The following is a 12,290-nucleotide window of genomic DNA, read 5'->3' as shown; positions in this document are numbered from 1 at the left end:
CCAAAAGCAATGAATTATCTCACAAATTAACTTATTTTTGGAGATAACACCATGATACCTAACAAAGTCACCTTGACCCTCACATATGAACGACCTTATATTATTGGTCAATACCTGCAAAGTCGTAACATTCCAGTCGATTCAAATACCATCAAGAAAACAAACGAGGCGATAGAATATTTTTTAGCTCAAACCCCAATTGATAAAGATGCACTACATATTTTTTTAGACCGCTGCTTATTATAATTTCAGGGAGTAAACTAATGTTTAAACTGTCTTATCGTCTCGCATTAGACCTCGGCACCACGTCCATCGGCTGGGCGATTCTACGCCTGAATAACGAGACACCGCCGCGCCCCTCCGCCATTATCAAAGCAGGCGTGCGGATTTTTAATAACGGCCGCGATGCCAAAACCGAAGCGTCGCTTGCGGTAAATCGCCGTGAGGCACGCGGCATGCGTCGCCGCCGCGACCGTTTGCTCAAACGCAAAGCGCGGATGATGAAAACCTTGATTGAGTATGGTTTTTTCCCCAAAGATGCCGCCGAGCGCAAAGCCTTGGAAAATCTCAATCCATACGAACTACGCGCCAAAGGTTTGGACGATGCCCTGACGCCTGCCGAGTTTGCGCGTGCTTTGTTTCACATCAATCAACGCCGTGGTTTTAAAAGCAATCGCAAAACCGATAAAGCCGACAATGACAGCGGCGCACTCAAAACCGCCATTAGTGCACTGCGCCAAACATTGCTACAAACCAATTGCCGTACAGTGGGCGAGTTTTTGCACAAACGATTTACAGATGAAACCTTAACACCCGAAGAGCGCACGGTACGTGCACGTTTTCGCCAAAAACCGATTGAAATCGACGGTAAAAAACGGATTGATAAAAGTTACGATTTATACATTGACCGCCAAATGATTGAAGATGAGTTTGATGCGCTGTGGGCGAAGCAAGCGCAATTGAACTCTGCCCAATTCACCGAATCAGCCCGTACTGATTTAAAAGATGTGTTGTTGTTTCAACGTAATCTAAAACCCGTGATTCCAGGGCGTTGTACTTTATTGCCCGATGAAGAACGTGCGCCATTGGCTTTGCCAAGTGTACAACGGGCGCGGATGTATCAAGAAGTGAATCATTTGCGGATTTTGGCTGAAGGCTTGAAAGAGCAGGTTTTAACTGTGGCGCAACGCGACTCATTGATTGTGGCTTTAGAAGCCAACAGCAAACGCAGTTTTACCCAAATCAAGAAATTACTCGGTTTGGGTGGCGCGGTGCAGTTTAACTTTGAGGATGTAAAACGCCAAGACTTTAAAGGCAACACCACCAGTGCGATTTTGAGCAATGACAAGTACTTTGGCAAGGCATGGCTCAACCTCACCGAAAGTTTCCAAGACGAAATCGTTATGCAGTTGGTCAAAGAAGAAAACGAAGCCAAACTGGTGCGTTGGTTGATTAAACACACAGGCGTGGATGAAGCAACTGCCGAGCGTATTGCCAATGTAGGTTTGCCCGAAGGTTATGGCAGTTTGAGTGCAGCGGCGATTGTGCGATTATTACCCGAATTGCGTAAAGATGTGGTGACCTACGACAAAGCCGTGAAAGCCGCTGGGTTTGACCACCACAGTCATTTAAACCCTTCTAAAGTGACGGGTGAGATTTTGCCCGAGTTGCCTTATTATGGCGAGCCGTTGCAACGTTTTGTCGGTTTTGGTACCAATAACCCAGCGGATGTACCTGAAAAACGCTATGGCAAAATCGCCAATCCGACCGTGCACATTGGCTTGAATCAAATCCGCACGGTGGTGAATGCGCTGATTAAAAAATATGGACACCCATCTGAAATCATTGTTGAGGTTGCGCGTGATTTGAAACAAAGCAAAATCCAACGCGAGGAAGAACAAAAACGTCAAGCAGCAAACCAAAAGCGCAACGAGCGCATTCGCCGCGACATTGCCAATGCTAAATTCGGTGGCAATGAAGAGCGCGTGAAGCACGCCGACATTCAAAAATGGATTTTATGGGAAGAGTTGAGTTTTGATGTGGTGGATAGACGTTGCCCCTACACAGGTGTACAAATCAGTGCCGAAATGGTGTTGTCGGATAGCAGCGGCGTGGAAATCGAGCACATTTTGCCGTATGCGCGAACTTTGGACGATAGTTTGAACAATAAGACCATGTCTATGCGTGTTGCTAACCGTATTAAGGGCAATCAAACGCCGTGGGAAGCCTTTGGTGTTAAGCAAGTTGCTGATTTTAAATACGAAGAAATTTTACAACGCGCCGAGCGGATGCCCAAAGGCAAACGCTACCGTTTTGCGCCCGATGGCTACGAGAAATGGCTCAAAGACGACAAAGATTTTTTGGCACGCGCTTTGAACGACACGCGTTATTTGTCGCGCATTGCGAAAGAATACTTGGCATTAGTCTGTCCCCAAAACACCCGTGTCATTCCAGGGCAAATGACGGCAAAGTTACGCGCTCAATTTGGCTTGAATAAAGTTTTGGGATTAGATGGCTTAAAAAACCGCAACGACCACCGCCACCACGCCGTCGATGCCTGCGTGATTGGCGTGACCGACCAAGGTCTACTGCAACGATTCGCCAACGCCAGCCAATCCGCCAATGCTTTGCAGTTAGATAGACTAGTTGAAAAAATGCCCGACCCTTGGCCGACTTATCGCGAGCATGTCAAACGTGCGGTTGCGCATATTTACGTCAGCCACCGCCCCGACCACAGTTACGAGGGGCAAATGCACGAAGACACCGCATGGGGCTTGCGCCCCGATGGTGTGACCACGCGACGCGTGCGTAATGATGAAACGGGACGACGCGAGCGTGAATACAAAAACCGCAGCGTGATTCCGTTCAACAGCACACGAGACCCTAACCGCCACGGTTTGGATGAAAGTGGTCAAGTCAAATCCTATAAAGGCTATGTGGGCGGCAGTAATTTTTGTATGGATATTGTCTGCAATGACAAAGGCAAATGGGAGGGCGAGATTGTATCTACTTATCAAGCCTATCAAATCGTGCGAGAATATGGACGTGACAAAGGTTTGGCAATGTTGCGCTCACGCAGCACCAGCATTTCGGGCAAGCCATTAGTGATGCGTTTACAAAATGGTGATATTGTCAAAATGATGGTGGGCGAGCGCTTGTGTTTGATGCGCGTGGTTAAAATGGGGGCGAATGGTCAAATGTTTTTTGCCGAACATAATGAAGCCAATGTAAATGAGCGAAACTCAAATAAAGGAGAGTTATTTTCATACATTTCAAAATATGCTGGCTCTTTACAAAACACCAAAGCCCGCCGCGTCACCATCTCCCCCATCGGAGAGATAACTGACCAAGGTTTTAAGGAGTAAGCCATGATAGGCCGCATTGTAGAAATCGCCGACGATAAGCGTCATCTGTTTTTACATCGCGGCTTTATGGTGGTGCAGGCATCTGACGGCGAGCGCAAGGAGTTGGGGCAAGTACCAATTGACGATATTGCTGCCGTCATCGCCAATGCGCACGGCATCAGTTATACCAACAGCCTGCTCGTCGCGCTCGCCGAGCGCGGTACGCCGTTTGTGATGTGCGGCGCGAATCATAATGCGGCAGGCATGCTCATCACCGTGGACGGCAATTACAACCAAGCCAAACGGTTTGACGCGCAAATCGCTGCGACCAAACCGACGCATAAACGCCTGTGGGCAGAAATCGTCAAAAGCAAACTACAACAACAAGCCGCCGTGCTTGAAGCCGTCGGGCAAAACGCCACACCACTCAACGCACTCGCACAAAAAGTCAAATCAGGCGACCCCGACAACCTTGAAGCCCAAGGTGCACGCAAATACTGGACAATGTTGTTTGGCAATGATTTTCGCCGCGACCAAAACAGCGGCGACATGAACGCCCTGCTCAACTACGGCTACACCGTGGTGCGTGCCTGCACTGCTCGCGCGGTGATTGCCGCTGGACTGCATCCCACCATCAGCCTGTTTCACAGCAATGCCAACAACGCCATGCGCTTGGTCGATGACCTCATGGAACCGTTTCGCCCCATGATTGACCTCAAAGTTTGGCAATTGGTGCAACACGGTGAAACCGATGTCACCCCCAGTAGCAAACGCGCCTTGGTACACGTTTTGTATGACGACATGCAAACCAACGTCGGCGCAACCCCCGTGATGGCGTGTATTCAAAAACTCGCCACCTCTTTGGCACAAGTGTATTTGGGCGAGCGCGACAAACTCGACTTACCATTACAAGGCTTGCCATTGGATTTGGCGAGCAGTTTTTTGGATGAATAGCATGGAGGCATTATGTTATCAGGATACAGACTCATGTGGTTAGTCGTCATGTTTGACCTCCCCGTCATCGAACGCGCCGAGCGCAAAGCAGCCACGGCTTTTCGCAATGACCTACTCGATATGGGTTTTGAAATGAGCCAGTTTTCGGTGTATGTACGATTTTGCAGCGGCCCTGCTCAGGTTGAAAATTATTGCAACCGCATCGAAAAATTCTTGCCCGAAGGTGGTAAAGTCAGTATATTGCAATTTACCGACAAACAATACGAGCGCATTATTTCCTACAAAGGCGCAGCCAAACAAGCCGCGCAAAAACCACCTGACCAATATGATTTATTCTAAAACCACCACCATTTTTTTGAAACTGAAATGCCAAAAAGCCCTTGAAATTCAAGGGCTTTTGACTGGTCTATTATAACCGATTGGGATATGGGTACTGGCTGGAACTTGAAGGCAAACTTTAATACCATCAATTGAATTATAACCGATTGGGATATGGGTACTGGCTGGAACTAGATAACGAGGCCTGTAGCGACGAGGGCCATTATAACCGATTGGGATATGGGTACTGGCTGGAACTCGGTATACTGGGGAAGAACGTGGAGGTATATTATAACCGATTGGGATATGGGTACTGGCTGGAACTGCGCTGACAATGTGGACAAGACAGTTAAAATTATAACCGATTGGGATATGGGTACTGGCTGGAACTGCGCAGCGGAGCTTTACCACCCGCTGACTATTATAACCGATTGGGATATGGGTACTGGCTGGAACTAAGTTGCTAAACATGTCACCGTTGGTTTTATTATAACCGATTGGGATATGGGTACTGGCTGGAACGTGCGGTCATGCGTTGTGTGTTTTGGTTTGATTATAACCGATTGGGATATGGGTACTGGCTGGAACATTGTTTTTGGTGTCCTTGTGCCGGTAATAATTATAACCGATTGGGATATGGGTACTGGCTGGAACAAATTCAGCCTCTCGGTCAAACAGCATTCCATTATAACCGATTGGGATATGGGTACTGGCTGGAACCGTATCAAGCGCAAGACGGGCAGGTCATCAATTATAACCGATTGGGATATGGGTACTGGCTGGAACTCATGCACCGGCGCGGCTGCACCCACAGTCATTATAACCGATTGGGATATGGGTACTGGCTGGAACTGGAGGTGCCGATACCCAAAAAATTGATCTATTATAACCGATTGGGATATGGGTACTGGCTGGAACCATGACGCCTTATTCAAGGACTGAGTTTTAATTATAACCGATTGGGATATGGGTACTGGCTGGAACTTCGCCGACAGTTGGAGGATTCCATGTTTTATTATAACCGATTGGGATATGGGTACTGGCTGGAACAAAAGCAACGGGCAGGCGGTGCTGCAGTCTATTATAACCGATTGGGATATGGGTACTGGCTGGAACTTTAATTAGCTTAACAACAGCAGCTAGTTTATTATAACCGATTGGGATATGGGTACTGGCTGGAACATTTAGAGGCGCATCATCGCGGCGACTTGCATTATAACCGATTGGGATATGGGTACTGGCTGGAACCCTGGCGTGCGGGCGCAGTGATCACGCCAAATTATAACCGATTGGGATATGGGTACTGGCTGGAACTTAAACGAACAAATTAACCACCACCAATCAATTATAACCGATTGGGATATGGGTACTGGCTGGAACTGACCGACGAAGCGCAGCGCAATGGTGCTGATTATAACCGATTGGGATATGGGTACTGGCTGGAACATGATTGGCCAAACCGACAAACTGAATCGCATTATAACCGATTGGGATATGGGTACTGGCTGGAACATGATTGGCGCACAGTTGAAAATGATTACAATTATAACCGATTGGGATATGGGTACTGGCTGGAACAATCGGCAGCGGAGTGCGTACCGTTGAGGCATTATAACCGATTGGGATATGGGTACTGGCTGGAACCAAGCGCGATGCGGGCATTCTCAATGCCATATTATAACCGATTGGGATATGGGTACTGGCTGGAACAAAAACAGTCATATATTTATCAGCCACTGTATTATAACCGATTGGGATATGGGTACTGGCTGGAACTAAATCGACTGTACATCTAGATAATAATGGATTATAACCGATTGGGATATGGGTACTGGCTGGAACTCGTTCTATGGGGGCGCGTGAAGATTACTGATTATAACCGATTGGGATATGGGTACTGGCTGGAACACCGAAGGCTTCCCAGTTGTTACAGAGCAAATTATAACCGATTGGGATATGGGTACTGGCTGGAACTGTCGGAGTGATACCCATTTCAATGAGTATATTATAACCGATTGGGATATGGGTACTGGCTGGAACAAGTAATTGCCATTGCCATCAACCCCGCCAATTATAACCGATTGGGATATGGGTACTGGCTGGAACTTATTGGGCTATCTGCTGTAGGCTTATCGTATTATAACCGATTGGGATATGGGTACTGGCTGGAACTTAAACGCTCAATTTTCGACGAGAGCGCATATTATAACCGATTGGGATATGGGTACTGGCTGGAACCAGAGCTGGTTGAGCGATACACCCAGCAATATTATAACCGATTGGGATATGGGTACTGGCTGGAACTCGGCAGGTGAGTCGGAACTTTTCGGCAATATTATAACCGATTGGGATATGGGTACTGGCTGGAACGGTACCGTGCCGCGTGGCTTGATAAACCTCATTATAACCGATTGGGATATGGGTACTGGCTGGAACTGAGTTTGGCGATTGCCGCACGGGCGAAAAATTATAACCGATTGGGATATGGGTACTGGCTGGAACGTACGACCCTCATTGATTTTGCACAACGGTATTATAACCGATTGGGATATGGGTACTGGCTGGAACCATCCGGTTCAGTTCGGGCACGTCTTTGATATTATAACCGATTGGGATATGGGTACTGGCTGGAACTGTGGTTTTGATGCTGGCATGCCCGCACAGATTATAACCGATTGGGATATGGGTACTGGCTGGAACCCATGTTCGCGCAAGCCATTGCAGCCAGCGCATTATAACCGATTGGGATATGGGTACTGGCTGGAACTTTTAAGCGTTAAAGTGAGTTGTTTGTTTTATTATAACCGATTGGGATATGGGTACTGGCTGGAACTGCGTGCTTGCTTTTCTTGATCTATTTTGGATTATAACCGATTGGGATATGGGTACTGGCTGGAACAGCAATCACAAATTAATAAAAAAAGCGAGACCAAGTCTCGCTTTTTCAACAAAATGATTTGAGGCATCACCACATTACTTGTAGTTTGCAACGCCTTCGTTGATTTCTTTGTGCGCTTCATCCACATCGCCCCAGCCTTGGATTTTCACCCATTTGCCTTTTTCGAGTGCTTTGTATTGCTCAAAGAAATGTTGGACATTGTCTTTGATGTATTGTGGAACGTCAGCAATCGCTTTGATGTCGGCGGTCATTGGGCATACTTTGTCAACAGGTACAACGATGAGCTTGGCGTCTTGGCCTTTTTCATCGTCCATTTTCAAGATGCCTACAGCGCGGCAGCGCACCACTGCGCCCGCCATGATTGGAAATGGTGCGAGGACGAGTGCGTCAACTGGGTCGCCGTCGCCTGCCAATGTTTGTGGAATGTAGCCATAGCTCAAAGGGTAGCGCATGCCGGTGCCGATGAAGCGGTCAACCCACAATGTTTGTGTGTCTTTGTCCACTTCGTATTTCACTGGATCGCTTTGTGCTGGAATTTCAATGATGACGTTAAAGTCGTTTGGAATGTCTTTACCTGCTGGAATCGCTTCGTAACCCATGGTGTATCCTTTTGTTCAATGGAATGTGATTTGTCCGATGTGGCGTGCATAGCCGCCCATAGCTTGCGCATTATATAATAAATCGAAAAAATGAACCCTTACTTTTATGGATGATGTGCTGCGAAATGTGGCTTGGATCTGCATGCTTGAACCATTTGGTCTTCGGTGAATTTGAATTAAAAAGCGTGTGCTTTAGACCTTTTAAGAAGTGGAGGGGTTAATGCGATGATCATTTTATATTTTGCAAGCCATTACTCTAACGCATATGTCTGACACTGGGCTGAATAATTTAAATGCACATTGCGTCCTTTTTCACGTTCTTTTTTGTATTTCTTTTCTCTGTTTTTTTGACGTACAGGCGGCGTGATTTTTATGAGAAAATGACCACAAAGTTTCATTCTTAATGTTTTTATATGGACATGCAATGGCACACATCCAAACGTTATTAAATCACTCAGTTGGGTTTGATTTCCCTCTCATTCAAGCGCCAATGGCGGGTTCACAAGATCATCGATTGGCGGCTGCGGTGGCTCAGGCAGGCGGTTTGGGTTCAATACCATCTGCGATGTTGACGCCCGATGCCCTCGCGCTGCAACTGTCCAATTATCGCGCCATGACTGATCGTCCTGTCAATGTGAACTTCTTTACGCACACATCACCGTTACCCGATGAGGCGGTAGAAAAGACGTGGCAAACCATGTTGTCCCCCTATTACGATGAGTTCGGCATTGACAGTACAAAAACAATGGCAGCAGCAAGTCGATTGCCCTTTGATCATGCCATGGCGGATGTGTTGGATGCATTCAAGCCCGAAGTGGTCAGCTTTCATTTTGGCTTGCCTGCACCTGACTTGCTTGCGCGCGTGAAATCATGTGGTGCTTTGGTCATGTCGTCGGCGACAACCATTGAAGAGGCACGTTGGCTGGAGCGCAATGGCGCAGACATCGTGATCGCACAGGGTTTAGAAGCAGGTGGACATCGTGGACATTTTTTAAGCAACGATGTGTTGGATGTCAGCGCACAGATGGGTACATTTGCCTTTTTACCGCAAATCATGCGTGCGGTGAATGTGCCTGTGGTGGCTGCGGGAGGCATCGCTGATGCAGCGGGTGTTCGCGCTGCAATGGGTTTAGGAGCCGCAGGTGTGCAAATTGGAACATCGTTTCTGTTGTGTCACGAGTCTAATGCCAGTCCAATGCATCGAGCGGCATTAGGCAGTGAAATGGCCGTACACACATGTTTGACCAATTTATTCACAGGACGCCCAGCGCGCAGCATCGTCAATCGCATCATGCGTGAAATGGGGGCAATTAATCGCCACGCACCTTCATTTCCGTTGGCCACGGCTGCGATCATGCCGTTGCGGACAGCGGCTGAAGCACAAGGCTCAATGGATTTTTCACCGCTGTGGGCGGGGCAAAACACATCGGGTTGTCAGGCCATCAGTGCCACTGAGCTGACGCTTAAGTTGGCAAAAGGGTTTAGCTGAGAGCAGCAGAAGATGTTTTAGCAGAAACGTGTCATTTATTGCCATGCATCTCACTCAATCTCATCTCACTCACTGAATCACATCTCATCAGAGCTCATGATTTTTATTCAGCGGAGTTCCAAGAGCACATCATCCAAGGTACAATGTGGGTCACTCTTTAGATACCTTTATTATGAAACAATACCTCGATCTCATGCGCCATGTTCACGAACAGGGTGCAGACAAAATGGACCGCACAGGCACGGGCACACGCTCGGTCTTCGGCCACCAAATGCGTTTTGATTTGACCCAAGGCTTTCCGTTATTAACAACGAAAAGGGTTCACCTTAAATCCATCATTTATGAATTGTTGTGGTTCATCCAAGGCAACACCAACGCAAATTGGCTCAAAGAGCGCGGCGTGACCATTTGGAACGAATGGGCGCGTGAAGATGGCTCGCTCGGCCCGGTCTATGGTCACCAATGGCGCTCATGGCCTGATGGTCAGGGCGGCCACATTGACCAACTCGCTGAGGTCATCGAGCAACTCAAAACCACACCTGACTCGCGTCGCATCATCGTCAGCGCATGGAATGTCGCCGACATCCCGCGCATGGCTTTGCCACCATGCCATGCTTTTTTTCAATTTTATGTCGCCAATGGCGAATTGTCGTGTCAGTTGTATCAGCGCAGCGCAGATATTTTCCTCGGTGTGCCGTTCAATATTGCCTCCTACGCCCTGCTCACGCACATGATTGCGCAGCAAACAGGCTTGGTTGCGAAAGAGTTCATTTGGACAGGCGGCGACTGTCATTTGTATAACAATCATTTTGAACAAGTGAACACGCAACTCGCGCGCGAACCGTTGCCTTTACCTCAATTGAACATCAAGCGCACACCCGCATCGATTTTTGATTATGAATTTGATGATTTTGAATTTTTAAATTATCAATATCATGCACCCATTAAAGCACCTGTGGCGGTTTAAATTGAGTTGAACCAACGATCGTCAAAACACAGACCAAAAAATAATGACGACGTCTGATTTAGGGAGCGACAAAGACGTCACCGTCTTTGCAGCAAAAATACAATGACAATGCAATATTGATTTTAAAAATGACCAAAACACTTTCACGCCTTCAAGCCAACTTACTTCTCCTTCTCGCAGCATGTGCATGGGGTTGCGCTTTTGTCCCACAATCCATTGCCACCAAATTCATTGGCCCCTTTAGCTTCACTGGGGTGCGTTTTTTATTGGGTGCATTGGTGATTTCACCTTTGGTATGGCGCGAATGGAAAATGCTGGTGGCCGCCCAACGCACGCCGTCAAAACGTGACTGGTTACAAATTGCCCTGATGGGGGTTTTGTTGTGCATGGGTACCAGCTTACAACAGGTTGGCATGGCGTTCACAACCGTGACCAATGCAGGTTTTTTAACAGGACTGTACGTCCCACTTGTCCCGTTACTCGGCTGGATTTTGTACAAGCGCCGTGCGCATTGGGTGGTTTGGCCTGCGGCCGCGGGTTGCTTGATCGGCACTTGGTTGCTCACAGGCGCAGGTGCAGTGGATTTGAACATCGGTGATTTGTGGGTGCTGGCCACAGTCATTCCATTCACCTTGCATGTGTTGTGGGTTGGTGGTGTTGCCGACAAATTGCATGCACCTTTGCTGGTCTCATGGGGTCAATTCATTGTTTGCGGCTTGCTGGCAAGTTGCTTTGCTTTGCCTTTAGAAAATTTTGACAGCGCACATTTGGCCGACGTGTTTTGGCCGATTGCTTACATGAGCGTGATTTCTGTGGGGGTCGGCTTCACTTCGCAAGTGGTTGGTCAGCGTTTTGCACGCCCTGCTGAAGCGGCCATCATTTTGTCTGCGGAAACCGTTTTCGCCGCTTTGGCTGGCGCACTTGTTTTGGATGAACGTTTGAACACGATGGGCTATCTGGGCTGTGCTTTGATTTTAGCGGGCATCATCATTGTACAAATCGTCCCATCGCCATCGCAGCTGATTGAACAACATTAATTTTTAAAAACATAAACGTAGATTAACCATGACCACACCCCGCATCACCCTCATTGCTGCCGTTGCACAGAACCGTGCTTTGGGTAAAAACAACCAACTGTTGTGGCATTTGCCCAATGACCTTCAGTTTTTTAAACGCACCACACTGAATCACCCCATCATCATGGGGCGAAAAACGTATGATTCAATTGGTCGCGCGTTACCCAAACGTTTGAACATTGTGATTTCTCGTCAAACGGATCTCACCATTGCGGGCTGCACCGTTGTCCCCACGTTGGAAAAGGCCATTCAACTGGCCAGCGAACCCGCACATCAACCAGAAAAAACCACACCCGAGGTGTTCATTATTGGTGGTGCACAAATCTATGCCGCCGCTTTGCCCCTGGCAAGCCGCTTGGTATTGACCGAAGTCAAACGTGATTTTGAAGCAGATGTTTTTTTCCCCGAGTGGAACAAAGCCGAGTGGCTTGAGATCGCACGTGAAACCAACCATGATGCGGTGACAGGCTTGGGTTATGATTTTGTGGATTACCAGTTAAAAGCACATGAATTAAATGACAAAAAGTGAGTTCCAAAAAACAACTTGAAAAAATTGAGCACTTAATGCCCAAGAACAAATTTATTTTAAACACCGTCAAATACAACATAAAAAATAGTGAGCGACCCGAAGAATCCAGCGCAAG

Annotated in this window: 8 protein-coding genes and 1 CRISPR repeat array; of the genes, 7 read left to right on the top strand and 1 reads right to left on the bottom strand. The window is 47.7% G+C overall.

Features of this window, described 5'->3' with window-relative positions:
- Nucleotides 1–263: 263 nt before the first annotated feature.
- The 3 genes from cas9 to cas2 are packed head-to-tail and all read left to right on the top strand — an operon-like array spanning nucleotide 264 to nucleotide 4,637.
- Nucleotides 264–3,365, top strand: a complete 3,102-nt coding sequence (gene cas9 / locus DTO96_RS06210) for a type II CRISPR RNA-guided endonuclease Cas9 (RefSeq protein ID WP_114562700.1) — start codon at nucleotides 264–266, stop codon at nucleotides 3,363–3,365.
- Between the two features lie 3 nt (nucleotides 3,366–3,368).
- A complete protein-coding gene (cas1, locus tag DTO96_RS06205; protein ID WP_114562699.1) occupies nucleotides 3,369–4,298 on the top strand; it encodes a type II CRISPR-associated endonuclease Cas1 in 930 nt (309 codons plus the stop codon).
- A gap of 33 nt (nucleotides 4,299–4,331) precedes the next feature.
- Nucleotides 4,332–4,637, top strand: coding sequence for a CRISPR-associated endonuclease Cas2 (cas2, locus tag DTO96_RS06200; RefSeq protein ID WP_114562698.1), 306 nt, complete (start codon nucleotides 4,332–4,334; stop codon nucleotides 4,635–4,637).
- Between the two features lie 69 nt (nucleotides 4,638–4,706).
- Nucleotides 4,707–7,515: direct repeats of the CRISPR family, unit length 36 nt; unit sequence ATTATAACCGATTGGGATATGGGTACTGGCTGGAAC.
- A 74-nt stretch (nucleotides 7,516–7,589) separates the two neighbouring features.
- Here the strand turns inward: cas2 and ppa are convergent.
- The gene (gene ppa / locus DTO96_RS06195; RefSeq protein ID WP_114562697.1) at nucleotides 7,590–8,114 is read right to left on the bottom strand and encodes an inorganic diphosphatase; all 525 of its coding nucleotides are present in this window, start codon (nucleotides 8,112–8,114) and stop codon (nucleotides 7,590–7,592) included.
- 424 nt (nucleotides 8,115–8,538) lie between these two features.
- On the opposite strand from ppa, the gene DTO96_RS06190 reads away from it, so the two are divergent.
- From DTO96_RS06190 to DTO96_RS06175, 4 genes are all read left to right on the top strand, one after another.
- Complete coding sequence (locus tag DTO96_RS06190; RefSeq protein WP_114562696.1) at nucleotides 8,539–9,603, top strand: NAD(P)H-dependent flavin oxidoreductase; 1,065 nt, start codon at nucleotides 8,539–8,541, stop codon at nucleotides 9,601–9,603.
- Between the two features lie 172 nt (nucleotides 9,604–9,775).
- Nucleotides 9,776–10,570 (top strand): thymidylate synthase, encoded by a 795-nt coding sequence (locus tag DTO96_RS06185; protein WP_114562695.1) that lies wholly within the window; start codon nucleotides 9,776–9,778, stop codon nucleotides 10,568–10,570.
- 128 nt (nucleotides 10,571–10,698) lie between these two features.
- On the top strand, nucleotides 10,699–11,607 hold the full coding sequence (locus tag DTO96_RS06180) for a DMT family transporter (RefSeq protein WP_114563950.1): 909 nt from the start codon (nucleotides 10,699–10,701) through the stop codon (nucleotides 11,605–11,607).
- A gap of 28 nt (nucleotides 11,608–11,635) precedes the next feature.
- Complete coding sequence (locus tag DTO96_RS06175) at nucleotides 11,636–12,175, top strand: dihydrofolate reductase (RefSeq protein ID WP_114562694.1); 540 nt, start codon at nucleotides 11,636–11,638, stop codon at nucleotides 12,173–12,175.
- Nucleotides 12,176–12,290 lie beyond the last annotated feature (115 nt).

It is taken from the genome of Ephemeroptericola cinctiostellae (assembly GCF_003339525.1).
Lineage (GTDB): Bacteria > Pseudomonadota > Gammaproteobacteria > Burkholderiales > Burkholderiaceae > Hydromonas > Hydromonas cinctiostellae.
Note: the sequence above shows the minus strand (reverse complement) of the source record. Positions and strands in the feature narration are given on the sequence as shown.

Bases quoted from the DNA above. Each gene is read 5' to 3' on its own strand.
- cas9 (WP_114562700.1), top strand. From the start codon at position 264: ATGTTTAAACTGTCTTATCGTCTCGCATTAGACCTCGGCACCACGTCC.
- cas1 (WP_114562699.1), top strand. From the start codon at position 3,369: ATGATAGGCCGCATTGTAGAAATCGCCGACGATAAGCGTCATCTGTTT.
- cas2 (WP_114562698.1), top strand. From the start codon at position 4,332: ATGTGGTTAGTCGTCATGTTTGACCTCCCCGTCATCGAACGCGCCGAG.
- ppa (WP_114562697.1), bottom strand. From the start codon at position 8,114: ATGGGTTACGAAGCGATTCCAGCAGGTAAAGACATTCCAAACGACTTT.
- DTO96_RS06190 (WP_114562696.1), top strand. From the start codon at position 8,539: ATGGCACACATCCAAACGTTATTAAATCACTCAGTTGGGTTTGATTTC.
- DTO96_RS06185 (WP_114562695.1), top strand. From the start codon at position 9,776: ATGAAACAATACCTCGATCTCATGCGCCATGTTCACGAACAGGGTGCA.
- DTO96_RS06180 (WP_114563950.1), top strand. From the start codon at position 10,699: ATGACCAAAACACTTTCACGCCTTCAAGCCAACTTACTTCTCCTTCTC.
- DTO96_RS06175 (WP_114562694.1), top strand. From the start codon at position 11,636: ATGACCACACCCCGCATCACCCTCATTGCTGCCGTTGCACAGAACCGT.